Here is a 21,868-nt window from a genome sequence, read left to right as displayed (position 1 = left end):
TAACAGCAGCCCGAACGTGGGCACTTGCAAGACAACGAGGGTGTCATGAGCAACGAAAGCATTAACTGGGACAAGCTCGGCTTCGACTACATCAAGACCGATAAACGCTATCTGTCTGTCTGGCGCGATGGCGCGTGGGATGAAGGCACCCTGACCGAAGACAACGTGCTGCATATCAGCGAAGGCTCCACGGCCCTGCATTACGGCCAGCAGTGCTTCGAAGGTCTGAAGGCCTACCGTTGCAAGGATGGCTCGATCAACCTGTTCCGCCCTGACCAGAATGCCGCCCGCATGCAGCGCAGCTGTGCGCGCCTGCTCATGCCCCACGTGCCCACCGACGTGTTCATCGAAGCCTGCAAGCAGGTCGTCAAGGCCAACGAGCGCTTCGTGCCCCCCCACGGCAACGGCGCCCTGTACTTGCGCCCATTCGTCATCGGCACGGGTGACAACATTGGCGTGCGCACTGCGCCGGAGTTCATCTTTTCCGTCTTCGCCATCCCGGTAGGCTCGTACTTCAAAGGCGGCATGAAGCCTCACAACTTCCAGATCTCCAGCTTCGACCGCGCGGCTCCGCAAGGGACCGGCGCTGCCAAGGTGGGTGGTAACTATGCCGCCAGCCTGCAACCAGGCTATGAGGCGAAAAAGGCCAACTTCGCCGATGCCATCTATCTGGACCCGTTGACCCATTCCAAGATCGAGGAAGTAGGTTCGGCCAACTTCTTCGGCATCACGGCCAATAACGAGTTCGTAACGCCCAAGTCGGCTTCGGTGCTGCCGGGTATTACCCGCCTGTCCCTGATGGAGCTGGCGCAGTCTCGCCTGGGCCTGACCGTTATCGAAGGGGATGTGGAAATCAGCCAGCTGGATCGCTTCGTCGAGGCAGGTGCCTGCGGCACTGCGGCGGTGATCACTCCCATCGGCGGCATCGAGTACAACGGCAAGCTGCATGTTTTCCATGACCTGGAGAAGGTCGGCCCCGTTACCCAGAAGCTCTACAACGAATTGACCGGCATTCAGAGCGGCGACATCGAGGCTCCGGCAGGCTGGATCGTCAAAGTGGCCTGATCACTCACACTGCATGATCTCGAAGGCGCGCTCCTCAGGGGGCGCGCCTTTTTTTGCACGTCGAAACAGGCCATTGCGTGCCCGAGCAGGCAACAAGGTTTCCTCCGCGCGCCAGGCCCGGTATCCTTCAAGGCTCTACTGCAAGTCCTTCAGGAAGCCGACCATGATCAGGCCCCTTCTAGTGCTGAGCGCAGCCCTGCTGTTGAGCCCCACGCTCCTGGCCCAGCAGATCAAACGTGAAGTGGGCGACTTTGACTTCACCCTCAGTACGACGCCTACTCGCAGCATGGCCCAGGGGCTTATTTCCCCAGCCGCTACCGGCGCCTTTCACGGCGGCCTGGATTTCAGTCACACCAGTGGTTGGTACGTGGGGCAATACACACCCAGCATGGGCGTGGCGCCAGGGTCCACCCTGCGGGTCGACAACTACGTCGGCTACAAGCATCACTTCGACAGTACCCTGGGTTACGAGATCGGCGTGATCCACTACAGCCAACCCAACATCGCAGGTGCAGAGAGCCATGCACTGTATGGGGGTATTTCCATAATGGGCAGCCGATTCGGCGGGGCCTTGCGAGACAACCCAAGCAACCGGATCGGCACCCTGTATGCCGATTTCGGGCAGGTCCCCCTGCTCAACGCCGACCTGACGGTCAAGCTGGCCCATCATCGGCTCGGCACCCCATTCACGATCGGCGACGGCAGCCAGGTCAACGGTTTCTCCGACTGGTCCATGCAGCTGTCGCGCCCCTGGTTAGGCCTGGACCTGAACCTGATCTACAGCGACTCGAACCTGACCGGTGGCGGCTGCGATGCTTATTCGGGGATCAACACCTATTGCGAGAGCGTGGTAACCCTCAAGGCCCAGCGCAGTTTCTTCTAGGCAAGCCTGCTCACGCTCAGCCTTTGCCGGCCACTGCCACCTCAAGCCTGTGTCGGCGCCCGTGGACGGGGGGCAGTGACAGCGATGGCCACCCCGCCCAGGACAATCGCGCAGGCAGCCATGGCACGTAGCGACAATGTCTCGCCGATCACGAGCATTCCACCCAACGCGGCGATCACCGGCACGCTCAGTTGCAACGTGGCGGCTTGTTGCGCGCTGATGCGCCGCACCACGCTGTACCAGACGGCGTAACCTGCCGCCGATGCCAGAATCCCAGAGCACACTGCAAAGAACACGCCGGCCATCGAGAACCGCAGCTCGGCACCGAGAACCATCAGCGGCGCACACACTGCTAGGAAGGGCACGCTGCGAATGAAGTTGCCCGCCGTGTCGGCCAGCGGCCGAGGTGATCCCTGCCCCAGCAAGGTGTAGATCCCCCACGCTATACCCGCGACTACCATCAGCAAGGCGCTCGTCAGTGTAGGTGCGTGGCTGCCAGGCAGCAGCAACACGATCAGGCCTGAAAAAGCCATCAGCATGCCTGACAACGTGCGCAGGCTGATCCGTTCCCCACGCAGCAACGCCATGCCGAACATGGTCAGCTGCACAGCGCCAAACAAGAGCAATGCCCCTACCCCTGCATTCAAATCAAGGTAGGCGACGGAGAACAGAAAGGCGTAGCAAAATAACGCCAAGCCACCTCGCCAACTGCCGGCAGCGCCTGAGCAGGGACTGCGCAGCCGTACCAGCCACCACAGGCACAAGGCGCCGCTGCCCAGGCGCAGCGCGGTGAAGCTGATAGCGTCGACGGCGCCATCCTTGAGCGCCAGCCGGCAAAAAACCGAGTTGGCAGCGAAGGCCATCAAGCTGAACATGGCCGGCCAGAACCAGGCGCTCAGCAACGGCCGTTCGATCGGAGATGAGGTCGTGCTCATGGTGTGGTCACCTCTGAGAACCGCTGTGCTTATCGCGCAGGAAGGCGCAAACCTGAGCAGAGATTTACTACACAGCCAGTCGATGGCGCTACCTACCTTGGGAGGAGACAGGCAGCGCCGCCACGGCATCCACCTCGATGAGCATCCCGTCCAGGGCCAGGCGTGGGACCGGTATGAGCGTACAGGTAGGCTTGAGGGCCTGGCCCCACGCGTGGTCCACAGCTTCCACCCATTGCTGGAGCCGCGCCTGGCTATGGTCGACGATCAGTAGGGTGAGCTTGCAGACATGCTCAAGGCCCGCCCCTTTGCTGGACAAGGCCAGCTCCAGGTTGGCAAGGGCCTGGCGCGCCTGATCGGCGAAAACAGGGGATAGAGCCCCACTGGCCTGCTCCCCACCCTGACCCGCGATGAAAAGCAGCCTGCTCCCTGAGCGCACGTCGGCCACATGGGAGTATCCGTTGCCACTGGGGTCATACAGAGATTGAGGATTGCTCAGTTCAAAAGCGGTGGTGTGCATGGTTTGGACGCTCGGTTCATGGAATGAGCGCCGAGTATCCAACCTCAAGCAAACCTGAGGTCAAGGGCCGGAAGCGGCCCCAGGACATGATTTATGCGGCTACACCCGCGAGGCTGCCAGACGCCCCCGGCGCCTGGCGCGCAATCACTTCTCTTCCAGTACTGCCTTGCCCTTGACTGCACGCGGCCCGCGCCACGCCCAGATCGGCAGGCCAGGGAACGGTGCCCACACGACGAACACAATCCACAGCATCTTGCGCTCGGCGCGCCGATCGCTGCCCATGATGTGCCAGATCGCCCAGATCTCCAGCAAAATCAAGATGATTGCCACGACGAACCAAATCGTTCCGATTTCCATGAGCTTCCTCCCATTGGCACTTACCCTATTGATTCACCGAAGACGCCCAGGGTTCCGTTCGATTTGAACGGCGCCAGCGTCTATCGAACCCGCCTGCCCCAGGCCGACGCCCAGCGCATGCCTGAACACGACCTGCACATTGGCGCCAGCCACCCTGCCGATTGTCTTTCGTAGGGGCACCGGCCACACTTTGGTGCGAAGCCAGGAAGCGGAGTCCAGCGTGTCCACACCCCGTCAGTTCAGCAAAAAGAGCAGCACCAGCAACATGCTGCGATTAAAGACCAGCAGTGCCAGCGTAGAGGCGCCCTATCGGGTCGACTTCGTTTTGCTCGAACACTTCTCCATGGCCAGCTTCACCGTGGCCATGGACGTGCTGGTCACGGCTAATCTTCTGCGCGCGGACAGCTTCCAATTCACGCCCTTGTCGCTTGCCGGTGACCGTGTGCTCAGTGACCTGGGGCTAGAGTTGATCACGACCGAGCTTTCGGCAACCGCCCTCAAGCACTTGGACTTGCTCGTGGTCTGCGGCGGTTTGCGTACGCCGCTCAAATACCCTGAGCTCGACCGCTTGCTCCAGGACTGCGCATCTCACGGCATGGCCTTGGGCGGCCTGTGGAATGGCGCATGGTTTCTTGGCCGCGCCGGAGCGCTGGATGACTACGGCTGCAGCGTTCATCCCGAACAACGTGCCAGCCTCGCTGAACGCAGCCCGCAGACGCGTATCACGCCCGCAAGCTTCACCCTCGACCGGGACCGACTGAGCGCCGCCAGCCCGAACGGGGCGATGGAATTGATGCTGGGACTGGTACGACGGCTGTACGGTGACGGTCTGGCAGAGGGCGTCGAGGAGATTCTGTCCTTCTCGGGCGCTCGCTATCGGCAAGTGGGCCCCGGGGCCAAGAAGTCGATGAGTCTGCACCTGCGCACCATCGTCGAGCTGATGGAAAACAACCTTGAGGAAACCCTCAGCCTGGACCAGTTGGCGGCTTACAGCGGCCGCTCTCGCCGCCAGATAGACCGCCTGTTCCAGGCGCAGCTCGGCACCTCTCCACGGCGCTACTACATGGAACTTCGCATCACCAAAAGTCGCCGCCTGCTGCAGTACTCCGATCTCTCGGTGATGGAGGTGGCGCTGGCGTGCGGCTTCGTCTCGGTGTCGCACTTCAGTAAATGCTACGCCGCCTATTTCGGTTATCCCCCATCGCGCGAGCAGCGCTTGGGGGATTGAACCTGCTCGCGCTTTTGTGGCGTCAGTCTGACGCAGCAGCGGGCTGCTTCGAAGGAGGGGTCAAGTGCAGCACGCGATCCCGCCCGCCTTCTGCAAGCCAGTAACCGCCGCTGCCATCGGCCACGATGGACTGCGGCGCCTTGAGAAACGACAGCACGGTCTGGCGAGTCCCATCGGGCTTTATGCGCAGCAGCCGTGCCCGGTGCGTGTTGTCTTCACTGATCCAAAGACCACGCTGGTCACAAAACAGGAATGTGGGGTTCTTGAGGCTATCGAACACCACAGGGTCCTTGCCATCCTTGGACAACGCCCGTATCTGCCCGTCGGCTTTCTCGGTGTACAGCAGCCGGCCATCCCCGCATCGGGTCAACCCTTCAGCTTCGGTCAGGCCCGAACGCAGCACGTCCACCTGGCCGCTGCTCCAGTCATAGCGCAGCAAGCGGCCATCACCCTTGCGGTCTTCGATGGCATAAAGGTGGTTGCCCTCGTTCCAAAGGCCCTGCACCGCAATACCGTCGAAAAGCGGTGTGACCTGGCCATCGACAGCCAGACTCACCGGCGCCAGGCCACCTTCCTGGCTGAAGACCCAGCCACCTCTGGCCGCCACCATGCCGTCGGGCTTGGACAGCTGGTCCACGAGCACTTCGCGCTCACCGTCGGGTGCAATCTTGAGAATACTGCCCCGACCATCGTCCAGCTCCTGGCTTACCAGCAGACTGCCGTCGGCCTGGGGAAGCAGCGACGCAGCCTTGTCCACGTTGCGGTGCGCGACCTCCACCTGCCAACCCGAAGCGGCCTGCACGGGGTAGAAGCTTTGCCAGGCGAAAAATCCGAGCGTTGCCATTACAAGGCCGGTGGTAGCGGTGAGCACGATGCGGGTGATGGGTTTACGCAGAAAGGTGGGCATGGAGAACTCCTTGATTCTGCAAGGAATGCTAGCAAGGGGATGTGAAAAAAATGTCGGAAGCAGACACCTGATTACAAAACAAAAGGATATAAAAATAACTAAAAAGTCTAATAATTAGTAATAAAGAATTTGAAGCAGCGCGGTCAGGTGCTTATGTTCTGGTGCTCCCACTCATCGCATATCAAGGATCGCGCCATGCCCCACTCTCTCTTTTCATCACTACGCCGGCGAGCACTGGGAGCACTACTGGCCTCGCTTGCCGGGGCCCTGCTGATAGCCGCACCGGCGCAGGCGCAAGAAAACAGCACCCTGCGCATCGGATACCAGAAATTCAACAGCCTCAACATCCTCAAAGGCAGCGGCGCACTGGAAAAAGCCCTTGCCCCGCAAGGGGTGAGGGTCAGCTGGCATGAGTTTGCCGCCGGCCCACAGTTGCTCGAGGCACTGAGTACCGGTGCCATCGACGTGGGACACGCGGCCGATGCGCCTTCGGTGTTCGCCCAGGCGGCCGGCAAACCCGTGGTCTACCTGGCCGCTGAACAGCCTTATCCGCGTGGGATCGGCCTGGTGGTGCGCCAGCAGGACCCTCTGAACGATGTGCAGGATCTGAAGGGCAAGCGCGTGGCCACTGGCCGGGGATGGAATGCCCAGTACTTGCTGGCCGTCGCCTTGCAACAGGCAGGCCTGAATTACCAGGACATCACCCCGGCCTACGTCAATAACGCAGCCGACGCGATAGCCGCGCTGCAGTCAGGCAGCGTTCAGGCCGCCACACTGTGGGACCCATTCCTGGCTGCAGCCGAGCGGCAGCCAGGGCTGAAAAACCTGCGTGACGGGACTGGCTTGACCAACAACCGCACCTTCTACCTGTCCACCGCCCGCTTCGCGGACAGCCATAAGGCGTTGCTCAGAATATTCTTCAGCGAACTGGCCAAAGCCAGCCAGTGGGCCAATGACAAACCCGGCGACGTCGCCGCCTTGCTGGCGCCGCAGCTTGGCATCAACGCCGATGTTCTGGAAGTAGCAAGTCAACGACGCAACTACAACGCTGTGCCAGTGACCCCAGAGATCGTTGCCGAACAACAGAAGCTGGCCGACACCTTCCAAGGGCTTGGCCTGATCCCCCGCAAACTGAACGTAGCCGAAGCGGTTTACCCTGCTTCCGTGCTGCCTTGAGGCCAGCTCAACATGCCCCGCCCTATACGCTTCAACGCCTTCAGCATGAACGCTGCCAGCCATCAATCGCCTGGCTTGTGGCGCCACCCGCGCAACACCAGCACCGATTTCAACCGCCTGGTTTACTGGACCGACCTGGCCAGGCGACTCGAACGCGGTTTGTTCGACGCACTGTTCATTGCCGATGTCATGGGCATCTATGACGTCTATCAAGGCAGCCCGCACCCGGCCTTGCGCGGCGGCGTCCAGGTGCCGGTGAACGATCCGATGCTGTTGGTCCCCGCCATGGCCGCTGTGACCGAGCACCTGGGCTTCGGGGTCACCTTCTCGCTGACTTACGAGCACCCCTATCCCTTTGCACGGCGCATGTCCACACTCGACCACCTCAGTGACGGGCGCGTGGGCTGGAATATCGTCACCGGCTACCTGGACAGTGCCGCGCGTAACCTGGGGCTCGACCGACAACTGGGGCATGACCTGCGCTATGACTTGGCCGAGGAGTATCTGCAGGTGCTCTACAAACTCTGGGAAAAGAGCTGGGACGACGATGCCCTGGTGCTGGACCGTGAAACGGGCCGCTACGTCGAGCCAACCCGTGTGCACCCCATCGGCCACGCCGGCGCGCACTTCCAGGTACCCGGCATGCACCTCTGCCAGCCATCGCCGCAACGCACACCCGTGCTGTTTCAGGCAGGCGCGTCGGCGCGCGGTCAGCAGTTCGCCGCCAAGCATGCCGAATGCGTGTTCATCAGCGGGCCGACACCCACGGTTCTGCGGCGCTACGCCGATGGCGTGCGTCAGGCCAGCGAAGCGGCGGGACGCGCACGTGACGAGGTGCTGATCTATGCCCAGGCGTTGCTGATCGTCGCGCCCACTCACGAGCAGGCTCAGGCACGCTTTGACCAATACCGCAGTTTCGTCGACATCGAAGCAGCCCTGACACTGCTGTCAGGTTGGACCGGAATCGACCTGGATGGCCTGGACCCTGACGCGCCAATCCAGTACGTGGAAAACGATGCGGGCCGTGCAGCCTTGGCAGCCTTCACGGCGGCGGACCCTAGCCGTCAATGGACCGTGCGCGAGGCGGCGCAATTCATCGGGCTAGGAGGACGCGGCCCCGTCCTGATCGGTACGCCAAGTGAAGTCGCCGACCAGTTGGAGGCGTGGGTCGATCAAACCGGTATCGATGGGTTCAACCTCACGTATGCCGTCCAACCTGACGACCTGGCCCATGTCGTGGAGTTGCTGGTTCCCGAACTGCAGCGCCGTGGCCGCTATCCCCGCGGGTACGTCGATGGCACCTTGCGCCACAAGTTGTTCGGCAAAGGAAACCGGCTAACGGCGCACCATGTCGGCAGCCGCGTGAGCATTCAGCAACCAAATACTGGGTATTCCAACATTTAATTTGTAGATGTTCGGCGCGCCACCCTATCCTGTGCCCACGTCCCCTGCACCGCACCGGCCGGTGCGGCCCACGGCATGGGGATAGAACAACAAGTCGAGAGCATTCATGTCGAACCACGCCTATTTCGCGCCCCACGGCGGCCACCCGGCTCAAACCGAGCTGCTGACCGACCGTGCCATGTTCACCGAAGCCTACGCGGTCATTCCCAAGGGCGTGATGCGTGACATCGTCACCAGTCACTTGCCCTTCTGGGACAAGATGCGCATGTGGGTCATCGCCCGGCCGCTGACAGGGTTCGCCGAAACGTTCTCCCAGTACATCGTCGAGGTGGCGCCCGAAGGCGGGAGCGAACGGCCTGAACTGGACCCCAACGCCGAAGCCGTGCTGTTTATCGTCGAAGGCGAGCTGGACATTACCGTCGAGGGTCAGCACCACACACTGGTGCCAGGGGGTTATGCGTTTCTCGCGCCTGGCGCCGAATGGAGCCTGCGCAACAACAGCCAGGCCAATGTCACCTTCCACTGGCTGCGCAAGCACTACCAGAAGGTCGAAGGGCTGGACGTACCGTCTTCGTTCGTGACCCACCGCGACAACGCTACCGTGATCGAAATGCCAGGCACCGAAGGCCGCTGGAAAACCACCCGCTTCGTCGACATGGCTGACATGCGCCATGACATGCACGTCAATATCGTCACTTTCCAGCCAGGTGGGGTCATACCGTTTGCTGAAACCCATGTCATGGAGCACGGGCTCTATGTGCTGGAAGGCAAGGCGGTCTACCGCCTGAATCAGGACTGGGTCGAAGTCGAGGCCGGTGATTTCATGTGGCTGCGGGCCTTCTGCCCACAGGCCTGCTATGCCGGCGGCCCTGGCAACTTCAGTTACCTGCTGTACAAAGACGTGAACCGTCACGTGCACTTGACGCTCAACCCCAAGCGCTGAGCACAGAAGACTGCTCGCCGGTCTCCAAGGCGCACCCGCCAGGGTGCGCCAAATCGCTGTTACTCAACCACCCCACACGCCATGCGAGCGCCACCGCCACCCAACTTCTCGGGGTGATCGCTGTGGTTATCGCCGCCTGCGTGCACCATCAGTGCGTGGCCTTTGAAGTCTTCAGCCTTCAGGCGCGGTGCCAGTACCGGATACGTCGCCTTGCCATCGGCACCTACATACAGCGCCGGCAGGTCGCCGCGGTGGCCGCTGTCATCGTAAGGGCCTTTATGCGCGTTGGTCGATTGCGGGTCCCAGTGCCCCCCCGCCCCGCCTGCTGGCACGGCTTTGCCCGCATCCTGCGCAGGAGCGCAGGACGGATTCTGGTGCAGGTGGAAGCCGTGCACACCGGGCGGCAGGTCCTTGAGGTCCGGGGTAAGCAGCGTTCCGTACTTGTTCTGCTCGATGCTGATGGTGCCGATCGACTTGCCTGGGCCATCGGGGCCTGCCAGCTTGAGCTCGACGGTCTGGGCGGCTTGGGCCAGGCCGGTAGTGGCCAGCAGCGCAGCGATTACAACTGCTTTCATAAGGTTCTCCATGGCGTGGTGAAGGCGGACGTCATACCCGCGTTGTGCATGGGACTGCATCATCGCGCAGTCATTCCCTTGTGCCACAGCCTGAAACACTTAAAGACTGCCACCGGCCAACAGTTGCTTGAGCACCTCTGCCAGGGCCTTGACCGTCGGATCGGCGGTTGGACGGTGCACGATGACGATCTCATAGCTGTCGATTTCGCCCAGCCCCTGCTCGGCGCCCAGTACGCGATGCTCTGCAGTGGCCGCGCGCGGCGGTAGCAGGCTGATGCCCATGCCATCGGCGACAGCGGCCTGGATGCCGCTCAAGCTCGAACTGGTGAAACTGATGCGCCAGCGCCTGCCACTGCGCTCGATGGCAGTGATCATGTCCTCGCGGTACAAGCCCCGCGGCGGGAAGGTCACCAATGGCACAGGGTCCAGTTCAAAGGCAGGCAGGCGAGCGCTGTCGATCCATTGCAGCCGCTCGGGCCAACAGGCGACCCCTTCGCGGCTGTTGCGCCGTTGTTTGAGCAATACCAGGTCCAGCTCGCCATTGTCGTAGGCCTGGCTCAGGTCCCGGCACAGCCCGCTGGTGACCTCCAGCTTTACCTGCGGATTGAGCCGACTGAAGGCCGACAAAGCATGGGTGGTCGATCCACCCACAAAGTCCTCGGGTACACCCAGACGCACCGTGAAGCCGACCATGGCACCGGCCAAGGCTTCGAGCATCTGGTCATTCAGGGCCAGCATATGCCGGGCGTACCCGAGCAGCGTCTGCCCGGCGTCGGTCGGGAGCACGTCGCGGTTGCCACGTACCAGTAGACGGTGCCCTACCATGTCTTCCAGGCGCCGGACTTTCTGGCTGATGGTGGACTGGGTCGAATGCAAGCGCGCGGCAGCCGTGGTGAAACTGCCGCAGTCGGCCACCACGACGATCGCACGCAGAAGGTCCAGGTCGAACAAGGCCCTATTCGATTTAACGTTATGAGACATGCGAGTATTCGACAAATGAATGGGAGGACCGTTTTCTAGCACGCACCTGGGCAGCTCGCAACGCTGGCTTCAATCTCCCAGTGCTACACCTTCACGGCGTGGGTCCGCCCCGCCCAACCAGCCTGTCCCGTCCCGCTGAATGACTTGCAGGCCGCTGGTCATATCCATCGGCGTCACGGTGTGGCCCCACGCCTTGAGCTTGCGAATCAGTGCAGCGCTGGTCAGCCCTGATTCCACCTCGGTTGCACCGTTGCGGCTGCCAAAATTGGGCAGCCCGGCGGCTTGCTGGGGGTCCAGCCGCCAGTCCAGCAACGCGATGAGCGCCTTGTTGACGTAACCGATGATCTGCGAGCCGCCGGGTGAGCCAAGGCTGGCTACCAATTCCCCATGGTCCCGGGAGAACACCAGCGTAGGCGCCATGGCTGACAGGGGCCGCTTGCCCGGTTGAACGCGATTGGCCACTGGCCTGCCCTGCTCCTGGGGCACGAACGAAAAATCGGTCAGCTGGTTATTGAGCAAGAACCCTTTGACCATCAGGTGCGAGCCGAATGCGCCCTCCACCGAGGTGGTCATGGCCACGGCATTGCCGCGATCATCAATGGCGCTTAGGTGGGAGGTGGCTATCCGCGGTGGCGATCGGTCAGGCGCAAGGGTCAACAGCGCACCGCTCGGATGGCCAGGGATGGCCTTGTTCATGCTGCGCTCACCCACCTGACTGGCACGCTGTGCCAGGTAGGCCGGGTCGAGCAGGCCCTTGAGCGGAACGGGTACATAGTCACTGTCGGCCAGGTACTGGGCGCGATCGGCATAAGCCAGTCGCTCGGCCTCGGCGACCAGGTGCACGGCGCGTGCTGGCGCCTCCAGGGTGGCAGCAGTGGCCGAGGGGACGGGTGCCAGGTGCGCCAGATCGTCCCTGGCCGACCTGCGTTGCAATGCCTCCAGTATTCCCAAGGTCTGCAGTACCGCCACGCCCCCGGATGAAGGAGGGGGCATGCCACAAATCTGCCAAGCTTTGTAGGGTCCGCAGACAGGTTCACGCTCGCTGGCCCGGTACTGCTTCAGGTCATCGGCGGACAGATAACCTGGGTTGGTGTGGTTTTGGACGGCTGTCACCATGGCCTGCGCAACCTCGCCGTTGTAAAACGCCTGCGCGCCGTGTTGCGCGATCTGCTCAAGCGTGTCGGCAAGTTCGGGATTACGCAGCCGTGTGCCTACTGCAAGCGGGCGCCCCGTCGTGTCCAGGAAATAGCCGGCCATACTGGGCGAGCGAGCCACGAAGGGGTCGGCTTCCAGCAGCGCATGCAGCCTTGCAGAGACTGGGAACCCGGTGCGGGCCAGTTCGATGGCGGGTTGAAACAACGCTTGCCAGGGCAGCACGCCGTGCTGCTTGTGCGCCAATTCCAGGGCCCGCAATACACCCGGCACCCCCACGGCCCGTCCGCCAATCTGTGCTGACCTAAATGGCATGGGTGCCCCCTTGTCGTCGAGGAACAGGCGTTCGGTCACCTGCGACGGCGCCGTTTCCCGGCCATCGAATGCCTGGGTCCTTTTCCCGTCCCAGTGGAGGATGAATGCGCCGCCGCCGATTCCACTCGACTGAGGCTCGACGAGTGTCAGCACCAGTTGCATCGCAATTGCCGCATCCAGCGCACTGCCCCCGGCGCGCAGGATGCGTTGTCCAGCCTGACTGGCCAGCGGATTGGCGGCAGCGGCCATGTGATGCTTGGCTGCCACCGGCTGCAAGCCTGCGCGATAACCGGAGCCAAGTTCGGGTGCTACGGGCAGCGCTTGCCTGGCCTGGGCCAGGTTACAGGACAGGCTCAGGCACAGCGCGCTGACGGATAGAAAGAGAGGGTTCATGCAGCCGCTTCCTGCGTTGGGCCTAGCACAGATGCGAGGCTGTCGAATCGAAAAGTGCACTGACGCTTTTGTTGAGCGTTCAGGCTGGGCGAGGATAACGCGACTGCGACGCACGGGACCACCAACGGTCACGCGGTTGTGGCGCGGTTCGATTCCAGTCGCCCACCTTGACGTATACGTAAAGCACGCTTCAGGATGGCGGCATATCCTGCCCAGAGCCCTGGTATGAGTACCCAGACCTACAGTATTTCCGACCTGTCCCGTGAGCTGGACATCACCACGCGCGCCATTCGTTTTTACGAAGAGCAAGGGCTGCTGCGCCCCGAGCGACGCGGCCTTGAGCGCATCTATTCGGCGCGGGACAAGGTCAGCCTCAAACTTATCCTGCGTGGCAAGCGCATCGGCTTCTCGCTGGCAGAGTGCCGTGAGTTGATCGAGCTGTACGACCCTTCGGGCGGCAACCTCAAGCAACTGAACAGCATGCTCGCCAAGATCGCCGAGCGGCGCGCCCAACTGGAACAGCAAATGCTCGACATCCACCAGATGCAGCTTGAGCTGGACACTGCCCAGGAGCGCTGTGAACAGGCCCTGGCGTGCACGCTTGCCAATAAAGACCACGGTTGACCGTTACAGGAACCTCATCATGTCCTTGCCTGAAAAAGTTCGTCTGGTAGAAGTTGGCCCTCGCGACGGGCTGCAGAACGAAGCCCAGCCCATCAGTGTCGCCGACAAGGTGCGGCTGGTGGACGACCTCACAGCGGCTGGCCTTGCCTACATCGAAGTGGGCAGTTTCGTTTCACCCAAGTGGGTGCCGCAAATGGCCGGTTCGGCCGAGGTGTTCGCCAGTATCGACCAGCGTCCGGGCGTCACCTACGCAGCGCTGGCGCCCAATCTGCGCGGCTTCGAAGATGCCGCGGCGGCGGGCGTCAAGGAGGTGGCGGTATTCGCCGCCGCGTCCGAGGCATTCTCGCAGCGCAATATCAACTGTTCCATCTCGCAAAGCCTGAGTCGTTTCGAACCCATCATCGAGGCCGCGCGAGCCCAGGGTGTGCGGGTGCGTGGGTACGTATCCTGTGTGCTCGGCTGCCCGTACGAGGGCCCGGTCCGTGCAGAGCAGGTACTGCCGGTGGCGCGTGCCCTGCACCAGATGGGCTGCTACGAAGTGTCGCTGGGCGATACCATCGGTACCGGTACTGCTGGTGACGTTCGACGCTTGTTCGAGGTGATAGCGGCCCATGTTCCCCGCGCGCAATTGGCGGGGCACTTCCACGATACTTATGGCCAAGCCCTGGCCAACGTATATGCGAGCCTTCTTGAAGGCATCAGCACCTTCGACAGCTCGGTGGCGGGTTTGGGTGGCTGCCCCTATGCCAAGGGCGCGACCGGTAACGTCGCGACCGAAGATGTCGTTTACCTGCTTGATGGGTTGGGCATCGAGACCGGTATCGACCTGGAGCGCTTGATCGAGGCTGGGCAGCGCATCAGCACGGTGCTGGGAAGGGCCAATGGATCGCGCGTTGCACGTGCGCGACAGGCGCGCTAGGTCATCAAGGTGTCACAACAATGTGGGTGAAGTGTTACCGCTCGCTTGGCGACGAAGCCAGATACGGGTATCCCGGAAACATCCAGTGAGGTTTTCCCGACGTCATGCTCTCATGAATTTCTTCATGCCATTGATTTACAAGGGTTTTTCAAAACTGGCACGGGACCTGCTATATCTCTTGCATAACAAGAACAACAAAGCATCACTCAATAAAAATAATAGAGAACGGCTCTGACAGAACAAGAACAACACGGCAGAGGCGTAGCAAGCAGATTTTTTTGGAGTCGACCCGCATTCCTGGGGCAAGCCCCGCGAATTGGCACAGAACAATAAAACTACCTCAAGGTAGCGGCGGCCAACTCGGATCATGCGTGATGAAGGTCGGTCAGCGCTCAAAAAAATACGTTTGCTCTTGGCCCCGCATGGGGGCCTTGCACCACCAGGGCAGGCTGACAAAAACAACAACAGGCCAGCCCCAAGAATAAAAAGAGCAAGCAGCAACGCTTTGGGGGGAGCTTCGGCTCCCCTTAGTGCTTACCCCTCCTCCTTCTGTTTTTCCTCGTGCTTGCCCTCGGCCTTCTCCACCAGCAGCGGCATCGTGCCCAATACCAGCAGCGCGAGCACCGTACTTATCAATGCAGTGGCTTCCCGGCCCATCCCAGCGGCAGTGCCTATGGCAGCGGTCATCCAAAGGCCAGCGGCGGTGGTCAACCCTTTCACGTGGCTGGTGTCCCGTCCGTTGCCTTTCAAGATGGTGCCTGCTCCGAGAAAACCGATGCCGGCGACGATGCCCTGGATCACGCGGCTAAGGGCCTGTTCGTCGGCGCCTGCCATGCTGGGCGCCAACACGAACAGGGCAGCACCGAGCGACACCAGCATGTGCGTGCGCACCCCGGCGGATTTGCCCCGGTGTTCGCGTTCGAACCCCAAAACCGCGCCGAGCAGCGATGCCATCAACAAGCGAATTAGAATGCGTGTGACCTCGTGCGCATCGGTCACATCCGCGAATTCGATCTGGATGGCGTGCCAGATAGTTTCCATCCTGTACGTTCTCTCCAAAGGCTGAGTGCTTGGCAAACGTCAGGTGCCTAGGTCGTGGGGCCATGCTTGCCCCAAGTGCCAACACATCCACCACGGCCCTTGTGCGAGATCCTGGTTGCCGGCGATGGGCTGCACAGCTGCCCACACCACCGGGCCCTGCATTCCCTGTTCACCTTCATGGACCCCAAGAGCCTCTGCAAAGTGCCGTTGAGCCAAGGGGGTGCAACGATGCTCAATACCCTGCGGTCAACCGTTCGAATTCACATCAGGAGACGTGTCATGCCAGTCGAAATCGATGCTCAAACCCAACGCTGCACGCTCATCAACGACCAGCAGCGTCTCGAAGGCGCCGCTTGTGACATCGAAATCGTGACCGACGAGCGACTGCGCATGTCAGTCGCGGTACTGGGTGCAATGCACACGCCGATCACCGAAATCGAGGCCGATGCGCTCACGGTGGCCGGTGCGGTCGATAGCCGCAGGCATCTTAAGAACACCGCGCCAGGCTCGATCATATAAGGGGCTGCACGGCCTGCACCTCAACTGATATGGTTTTTATCGCCAAGGCTGAGCCTGTGCTGATAGCAGACTGACGGCCATAGTGCACATGCCTGATCCAGGCTAGATGAGCACGGAGCCATGACCGACAGAACGCCTTATTCAGTGATTGCCACTGTCCCTGCCAACCCTTCCCGCCGTGTCGGCGACGCCGCCATCCACACGCGCAGTTTCAGCGGGGTGTACCGCACGCTGCGCATCGGTTTCGCCGGGGCCCTGTTTGCCCTGTTCTTCGGCACTGCCTGGCTGAACTGGAACGGTCGTCAGGCGGTACTGTGGGACCTGGGCAACAGCAAGTTCCACATCTTTGGCGCGACCTTCTGGCCACAGGACTTCATTCTGCTCTCGGCGCTGCTGATCATCTGTGCGTTCGGCTTGTTCGCCATCACAGTCTACGCCGGGCGGGTCTGGTGCGGTTACAGCTGCCCGCAAAGCACCTGGACCTGGTTATTCATGTGGTGCGAAAAAATCACCGAAGGCGACCGCAACCAACGCATCAAGCTGGCCGCAGCGCCCTGGAGTCTCGACAAGGCCGCCAGACGCCTCACCAAGCATTCGCTGTGGCTGGCCATAGGCCTGGTCACCGGCGTGACCTTCGTTGGTTACTTCACACCCATTCGTCCGCTGGCAGCCGAACTGCTCACACTTCAACTGGGCGGCGTTGCGCTGTTCTGGGTGTTGTTCTTCACAGCCGCCACCTACTTCAATGCCGGCTTGCTGCGCGAAGCGGTCTGCCTGCACATGTGCCCCTATGCCCGGTTCCAGAGCGTGATGTTCGACAAGGACACCCTGGCCGTGGCTTACGATCCGCGCCGTGGCGAGGCACGTGGCGCGCGCAAGAAAGGCAGCGACGCCCGCGCCCAGGGCCTGGGTGACTGTATCGACTGCACGTTGTGCGTTCAGGTATGCCCTACCGGCATCGACATTCGCGACGGTTTGCAAATGGCCTGCATCGGCTGCGCCGCCTGTATCGATGCCTGCGACGGTGTGATGGACAAGATGGGCTACAGACGTGGGCTGATCGGGTACAAGTCAGAACACAGCCTGCAAGGGGGTACTACGCATTGGCTACGACCACGCCTGCTCGGTTACGCCGCAGCACTGCTGGTGATGATCGGTGCATTGTGCGTGGCGTTGTACCTGCGGCCGATGGTATCGCTGGATGTGATCAAGGACCGTGGTCTGTTCCGCGAAAATGCACTGGGTCAGATCGAGAACATCTACCTGCTCAAGGTGATCAACAAGACCGAGCACACTCAACACTACGCGCTGCGGTTGCTCGATGCCGAGGGCTTTACCCTCCAGGGGCAGACGGCGCTTACCGTATCGGCCGGCGAAATGAGCGAAATTCCGGTGTCGGTGGCGATGCTGGCCGACCGACCCGAAAGCAGCTCGGTGCCGCTTGCATTCGAAATCAGCGAACGCGACGACGCGTCGGTGCGCAGCGTGGCGCACAGCCGCTTCGTGGCGCCCATGAACCGATGACGCCTACACTCCTCTTCCCTTGCCTGCCAGGCTTCGACAGAAGGCCACAATGAAACGTTACGAACGCTTCGCCGACGACATCGCCGAACTCATCCGCTCCGGCGTACTGGGCCCTGGTGAACGCGTGCCCTCCGTGCGGTACGCCAGCCAGACCCATGGGGTCAGCCCCTCCACGGTTTTCCAGGCGTATTACCTGCTGGAACGGCGTGGACTGATTCGCGCCCGGCCGCGCTCGGGCTACTTCGTCAATGCCCACGCCACTCGTCAATTCAGCGAGCCCCAAGCGCTGCACCCGATCAGCGAGTCCACTGATGTGGACGTCAGTGCCCTGGTTTTTTCCATCCTTGATTCGATCAAGGACCCCAACACGGTACCCTTCGGTTCGGCCTTCCCCAGTCCCTCGCTATTCCCTCTGCAGCGCCTGTCCCGGTCACTGGCCAGCGCCAGCCGTGCCATGGACCCTCGTGTGGCGGTCACCGACCTGTCGCCCGGCAACCCGCAACTGCGTCGGCAGATTGCCCTGCGCTACATGGTCGGCGGGCTGATGCTGCCGATGGAAGAGCTGCTGATCACCAACGGCGCACTTGAGGCCCTGAACCTTTGTCTTCAGGCTGTCACCCAGCCAGGTGACCTGGTCGCAATCGAAGCGCCCGCGTTCTATGCTTGCCTGCAGATACTGGAGCGGCTCAAACTCAAAGCCGTGGAAATTCCCGTGCATCCCCGCGAGGGCATGGACCTGGAGGTGCTGGCCCAAACGCTGCAAAAGCACCCGGTCAAGGCGGTGTGGTGCATGACCACGTTCCAGAACCCGGTCGGCGCCAGCATGCCGGAGGCCAAGAAGCAGGCGTTGGTCGAGCTGGTGACACGCCACCAAGTGCCCCTTATTGAAGACGATGTCTACGCCGAGCTCTACTACGCCCAGCAGGCACCCAAGCCTGCGAAGGCATTCGATACCCAGGGCCTGGTCATGCACTGCGGCTCCTTCGCCAAGAGCCTCGCCCCGGGCTACCGCATCGGCTGGGTCGCCGCAGGGCGGTTTGCGCAGAAGGTCGAGCGGTTGAAGCTCATGACCTCGCTCTGCGCCTCGATGCCCGCCCAGGCTGCCATCGCCGACTACCTCCAGCACGGTGGCTACGATCGCCACCTGCGCAAGTTGCGTTATGCACTCGAAGGCCAGCAAGCCAATATGCTGGCGGCGATCGGGCGTCACTTCCCGGCACAGACACGGGTCAGTCAACCGTCAGGGGGGTACTTCCTCTGGCTGGAGTTACCGCAACAGATGGACGCGCTGAAGCTGTTCCACATGGCCCTGGCGCAAGGCATCAGCATTGCCCCGGGGCCGATCTTCTCGCCCACCCGACGCTTCGGCAACTGCATCCGGCTCAACTATGGCAGCCCTTGGAACGAAGCAGCCGAGCAGGCAATGGCCACCCTGGGGCGGATAATTCGCTCTTTCTGAGGTCTGCGTTCAACCCTTCATGCGCGCACGGCTATAGTTGTCGAAATTTCCAAGCCGAATCGCCCGCATGACATCACAAACGCCTCTGGATGACCGCGCAGCGCTACAGGCCAGGCTGCTTGAGCTCGAGGCCGAGCACGAGCAGCTGCGCCTGAAAGCTGCTGCCTATGACGCCGTCGTCGAGCAAATCGATGAAGGCCTGTGCGTCCTGCAAGTGCTCGAGGATGAGCACGGCCAACTCAATGACTATCGCTACCTGATGTACAACGCGGCTTGTGCCCGCCACACCCTCCATTTTAAAGAGGTAGGTTTGACCGCAAGGCAGACCATCCCCGACGAAGTGGACCAATGGCTCCCACATTTCGCCGAGGTGGCGCGTACGGGTGTGCCCCTGCACTTCGAGCAGCGGCTGGCAGTCTCGAACCGGTGGCTGACCTTGAAAGTTAGCCGCCTCGAGCCCGCCTGCGAGCGGATATTGCTGGTTCTGTTCACCGGCAGGCCCGACGAAAACGCTGGCATCCATCAGTTGCAGGCGCTCAACCAGGAACTGGCGCAGCAAGTGGACAGAGAGCTTGCCAGTCGCAAGCTGCTGGGCAATCTGGTCGATCACAGCGTTGCCAACGTATTCGCGGCCGATTGCAACTTCAGGCTGCTGGCGATCAACCGCACCGCGCAGGAAACCCTCAAACGCTGGCGCGGCCTGGTGCCCAAGGTCGGTGAGTACATCCCCGACTTCATCGCCGACCAGCCGGACATCGTCAAGCAACTGAACGGGCTGTGGCCAAGGATCATGACGGGTGAATCTTTCGTGGACACCGTTGCCGTTGGCCTGGAAGGAAATGTCCGCCACTACGAGGTGCGCTACAACCCGCTGCTCGATGCCGAGCAGGTCGTGCAGGGTGGTTTCATGTTCGCCTACGACATCACTGAGCGCGTCGCTGAACAACAGCGCCTTGAGCAAGTGGAAGAAACCCTAAGGCAGTCCCAGAAAATGGAGGCTATCGGACAGCTGACCGGCGGTATCTCCCATGACTTCAACAATTTGCTCGGCAGCATAATGGGGGCGCTGGAGGTTGCCGCTCAGCGACAAACCGAAGGTCGCTATCCGGATGCTGCCAGGCTCATGGGGTTGGCCAGGCAGGATACGAAGCGAGCGGCCACACTGGTGCAACGACTGCTGGCGTTCGCTCGGCAACAGAAACTGAGCCCGCAGACCGTCGACGTCCATGAGTTGGTGACCAGCATGCACGATCTCATCAAAAGCTCGTTGCACGCCAGCATCGAGTTCCAGGACCTCACCAAGTCTGGGCACTGGCTTGTCCAGATTGACCCTTCCCAGCTGGAAAACGCATTGCTCAACCTGTGCATCAATGCACGCGACGCCATGCCGGTAGGCGGCACGCTGATCATTCGCAACAGTGACGTGCGGGTATACCCTTCACTGGCCGAACGACTGCATTTGCCTGTCGGCGATTACGTCAGGATTTCTGTCAGTGACAATGGCGTAGGAATGAGCAGCGATGTGGCAGAACGTGCCATGGAACCGTTTTTCACCACCAAGCCGCTCGGCCAGGGATCGGGACTGGGGCTCCCCATGGTCTACGGCTTCATCCGTCAATCCGAGGGGCAGGTAAAGATCACCAGCTCGCCGGGGCAAGGAACCTGCGTAGACCTCTATCTACCCAAGGACACAGGCCAGGTCGCTGCGAGCATTGACAAGGTATCAACGCCCTTCTGCCCTCCCCAGCAGGGCAAGCATCTGGTCATGCTGGTGGAGGACGAAGACACATTGCGGCTGGTGATAGAGGAACTGCTCATTGATCAAGGGATGGAGGTGCGCGTCTTCACCGAGGGCTCGCAGGCCTTGAAAGCGTTAAGGGCCGGCCTGCAGCCATCGCTGTTGATTAGCGACATCGGTTTGCCAGGGAGAGTCAGTGGCAAGCAGCTGGAAACCGCCCTGCCCGACTCGGCAGCCCTGCTCTACATCACTGGCTACGCTGATCAACAGGGCATCGCCATGTCGCGCAGAGGTGCGGTGATGTGCAAGCCCTTCGCATTGGCCGCGCTGGTCGAACAGGTGGGCCTGCTGCTGGCGAGCGCCGCCGCCGACTCGAACAGGCGCAGTTGATGATGCGAGCAGCTGGTCATCTTCCGCCACTCAGGTCGATGAATGTACCTGTCGAATAGGAAGCTTTGTCAGACAGCAGCCAGAGGATCGCCTCGGCCACCTCCTCAGGCCGCCCGCCTCGGCCCATGGGCAACCCAGGCTCGAGTTTGCTGACGCGATCCGGATCTCCCGACAGCGCATGAAAGCCGGTGTGGATGTAGCCGGGCCTGACCCCGTTGACCCTTACCCCTTCAGCAGCCAGCTCTTTGGCCAGGCCCACCGTGAACGTGTCGAGCGCGCCTTTGGAGGCGGCGTAATCAATGTACTCGTTCGGTGACCCGAGGCGGGCGGCCAGGGATGAGACGTTGACGATGCCCCCGCCATTCCCCCCGTGACGTGCGGCCATTCGCAATACAGCGTGCTTGGCGCAGAGCATGGGGCCGACGATGTTGGTCTTCATCATGCTGAGCAATCGCGCCTCGGTCATATGTTCGAGGCGGGTTTGGGGAGCGATGGTGGCGGCATTGTTCACCAGGGCCGAGATCGGCCCCAGATCTTCATCTACACGTTGGAACATCGCGATGATGTCGGCTTCGCTGCTGACGTCGGCGCGCACGGCGATAGCCTTTGCGCCCAAGGTACGGACCTGGCTAAGGATGGCATCGGCAGCTTCATCGTTGCTGCGGTAGTTGATGCACAGATGGTAGCCATGCCGGGCGGCGAGCAGGGCGGTGGCAGCGCCTATGCCGCGGCTGGCACCGGTGATGAGGATGACGGGGTTCATGAGGTGCCGGATATGTTGAGGTGGTGGTTTGAAGATAGAGGAAATGAAAGGCGGTTGCCA

The 21,868-nt window shown here is 61.6% G+C and carries 21 protein-coding genes; 12 read left to right on the top strand and 9 right to left on the bottom strand.

Annotation, left to right across the window (positions count from 1 at the left end; all coding sequences use genetic code 11):
- Positions 1-24 precede the first annotated feature (24 nt).
- Together ACF8E5_RS18555 and ACF8E5_RS18550 are read left to right on the top strand one after the other, a co-directional pair.
- A complete protein-coding gene (locus tag ACF8E5_RS18555) occupies positions 25-1,065 on the top strand; it encodes a branched-chain amino acid aminotransferase (RefSeq protein ID WP_392475645.1) in 1,041 nt (346 codons plus the stop codon).
- A gap of 163 nt (positions 1,066-1,228) precedes the next feature.
- On the top strand, positions 1,229-1,948 hold the full coding sequence (locus ACF8E5_RS18550; RefSeq protein ID WP_058638299.1) for a TorF family putative porin: 720 nt from the start codon (positions 1,229-1,231) through the stop codon (positions 1,946-1,948).
- 41 nt (positions 1,949-1,989) lie between these two features.
- Here the strand turns inward: ACF8E5_RS18550 and ACF8E5_RS18545 are convergent, their stop codons facing one another.
- The 3 genes from ACF8E5_RS18545 to ACF8E5_RS18535 form a co-directional block, all read right to left on the bottom strand.
- Entirely contained in the window at positions 1,990-2,883 is an 894-nt protein-coding gene (locus ACF8E5_RS18545) for a DMT family transporter (protein WP_196185483.1), read from the bottom strand.
- 88 nt (positions 2,884-2,971) lie between these two features.
- Positions 2,972-3,400, bottom strand: a complete 429-nt coding sequence (locus ACF8E5_RS18540; RefSeq protein ID WP_058638301.1) for a RidA family protein — start codon at positions 3,398-3,400, stop codon at positions 2,972-2,974.
- A 144-nt stretch (positions 3,401-3,544) separates the two neighbouring features.
- The gene (locus ACF8E5_RS18535; RefSeq protein ID WP_023535666.1) at positions 3,545-3,757 is read right to left on the bottom strand and encodes a PLDc N-terminal domain-containing protein; all 213 of its coding nucleotides are present in this window, start codon (positions 3,755-3,757) and stop codon (positions 3,545-3,547) included.
- A gap of 220 nt (positions 3,758-3,977) precedes the next feature.
- Here ACF8E5_RS18535 and ACF8E5_RS18530 point away from each other — a divergent pair, with 220 nt between their 5' ends.
- On the top strand, positions 3,978-4,985 hold the full coding sequence (locus tag ACF8E5_RS18530) for a GlxA family transcriptional regulator (RefSeq protein ID WP_058638302.1): 1,008 nt from the start codon (positions 3,978-3,980) through the stop codon (positions 4,983-4,985).
- Positions 4,986-5,007: 22 nt separating this feature from the next.
- Here the strand turns inward: ACF8E5_RS18530 and ACF8E5_RS18525 are convergent, their stop codons facing one another.
- Entirely contained in the window at positions 5,008-5,892 is an 885-nt protein-coding gene (locus tag ACF8E5_RS18525) for a hypothetical protein (protein ID WP_392475644.1), read from the bottom strand.
- A gap of 195 nt (positions 5,893-6,087) precedes the next feature.
- On the opposite strand from ACF8E5_RS18525, the gene ACF8E5_RS18520 reads away from it, so the two are divergent.
- The 3 genes from ACF8E5_RS18520 (at position 6,088) to ACF8E5_RS18510 (ending at position 9,415) form a co-directional block, all read left to right on the top strand.
- Positions 6,088-7,068: an aliphatic sulfonate ABC transporter substrate-binding protein gene (locus ACF8E5_RS18520; RefSeq protein ID WP_197844059.1), complete on the top strand. Its 981-nt coding sequence runs from the start codon at positions 6,088-6,090 to the stop codon at positions 7,066-7,068.
- A gap of 12 nt (positions 7,069-7,080) precedes the next feature.
- Positions 7,081-8,472 carry an LLM class flavin-dependent oxidoreductase gene (locus tag ACF8E5_RS18515; protein ID WP_392475643.1) on the top strand — a complete coding sequence of 464 codons (1,392 nt, stop codon included), beginning with the start codon at positions 7,081-7,083 and terminating at the stop codon, positions 8,470-8,472.
- Positions 8,473-8,578: 106 nt separating this feature from the next.
- Positions 8,579-9,415, top strand: coding sequence for a bifunctional allantoicase/(S)-ureidoglycine aminohydrolase (locus ACF8E5_RS18510; RefSeq protein WP_058605425.1), 837 nt, complete (start codon positions 8,579-8,581; stop codon positions 9,413-9,415).
- Positions 9,416-9,474: 59 nt separating this feature from the next.
- Here the strand turns inward: ACF8E5_RS18510 and sodC are convergent, their stop codons facing one another.
- From sodC to ggt, 3 genes are all read right to left on the bottom strand, one after another.
- Positions 9,475-9,990 (bottom strand): superoxide dismutase family protein, encoded by a 516-nt coding sequence (gene sodC / locus ACF8E5_RS18505; protein ID WP_078478550.1) that lies wholly within the window; start codon positions 9,988-9,990, stop codon positions 9,475-9,477.
- Between the two features lie 99 nt (positions 9,991-10,089).
- Positions 10,090-10,971, bottom strand: a complete 882-nt coding sequence (locus tag ACF8E5_RS18500) for a LysR substrate-binding domain-containing protein (RefSeq protein ID WP_058638306.1) — start codon at positions 10,969-10,971, stop codon at positions 10,090-10,092.
- A gap of 69 nt (positions 10,972-11,040) precedes the next feature.
- Complete coding sequence (gene ggt, locus ACF8E5_RS18495) at positions 11,041-12,831, bottom strand: gamma-glutamyltransferase (RefSeq protein WP_392475642.1); 1,791 nt, start codon at positions 12,829-12,831, stop codon at positions 11,041-11,043.
- A gap of 225 nt (positions 12,832-13,056) precedes the next feature.
- On the opposite strand from ggt, the gene ACF8E5_RS18490 reads away from it, so the two are divergent.
- Both ACF8E5_RS18490 and ACF8E5_RS18485 read left to right on the top strand, forming a co-directional pair.
- Complete coding sequence (locus ACF8E5_RS18490; RefSeq protein WP_028687491.1) at positions 13,057-13,455, top strand: MerR family DNA-binding transcriptional regulator; 399 nt, start codon at positions 13,057-13,059, stop codon at positions 13,453-13,455.
- A 19-nt stretch (positions 13,456-13,474) separates the two neighbouring features.
- On the top strand, positions 13,475-14,374 hold the full coding sequence (locus tag ACF8E5_RS18485; RefSeq protein WP_058638308.1) for a hydroxymethylglutaryl-CoA lyase: 900 nt from the start codon (positions 13,475-13,477) through the stop codon (positions 14,372-14,374).
- Between the two features lie 534 nt (positions 14,375-14,908).
- Here ACF8E5_RS18485 and ACF8E5_RS18480 read toward each other — a convergent pair.
- A complete protein-coding gene (locus ACF8E5_RS18480; RefSeq protein ID WP_058638309.1) occupies positions 14,909-15,415 on the bottom strand; it encodes an MgtC/SapB family protein in 507 nt (168 codons plus the stop codon).
- Positions 15,416-15,694: 279 nt separating this feature from the next.
- Between ACF8E5_RS18480 and ACF8E5_RS18475 the strand changes: the two genes are divergently transcribed.
- The 4 genes from ACF8E5_RS18475 (at position 15,695) to ACF8E5_RS18460 (ending at position 21,045) form a co-directional block, all read left to right on the top strand.
- Complete coding sequence (locus ACF8E5_RS18475) at positions 15,695-15,934, top strand: DUF3203 family protein (protein WP_058638310.1); 240 nt, start codon at positions 15,695-15,697, stop codon at positions 15,932-15,934.
- A gap of 120 nt (positions 15,935-16,054) precedes the next feature.
- Positions 16,055-17,458 carry a cytochrome c oxidase accessory protein CcoG gene (gene ccoG, locus ACF8E5_RS18470; RefSeq protein ID WP_078478548.1) on the top strand — a complete coding sequence of 468 codons (1,404 nt, stop codon included), beginning with the start codon at positions 16,055-16,057 and terminating at the stop codon, positions 17,456-17,458.
- A gap of 49 nt (positions 17,459-17,507) precedes the next feature.
- Entirely contained in the window at positions 17,508-18,917 is a 1,410-nt protein-coding gene (mapR, locus tag ACF8E5_RS18465) for a GntR family transcriptional regulator MpaR (RefSeq protein WP_058605418.1), read from the top strand.
- Between the two features lie 484 nt (positions 18,918-19,401).
- Positions 19,402-21,045, top strand: coding sequence for an ATP-binding protein (locus tag ACF8E5_RS18460; RefSeq protein ID WP_392475653.1), 1,644 nt, complete (start codon positions 19,402-19,404; stop codon positions 21,043-21,045).
- Between the two features lie 16 nt (positions 21,046-21,061).
- Here the strand turns inward: ACF8E5_RS18460 and ACF8E5_RS18455 are convergent, their stop codons facing one another.
- Positions 21,062-21,808, bottom strand: a complete 747-nt coding sequence (locus tag ACF8E5_RS18455; protein WP_058638312.1) for an SDR family oxidoreductase — start codon at positions 21,806-21,808, stop codon at positions 21,062-21,064.
- Positions 21,809-21,868 lie beyond the last annotated feature (60 nt).

The sequence above is a fragment of the Pseudomonas sp. WSY_20 genome (genome assembly GCF_043104335.1).
GTDB lineage: Bacteria > Pseudomonadota > Gammaproteobacteria > Pseudomonadales > Pseudomonadaceae > Aquipseudomonas > Aquipseudomonas parafulva_B.
This window is presented reverse-complemented; position numbering and strand designations above follow the sequence as displayed.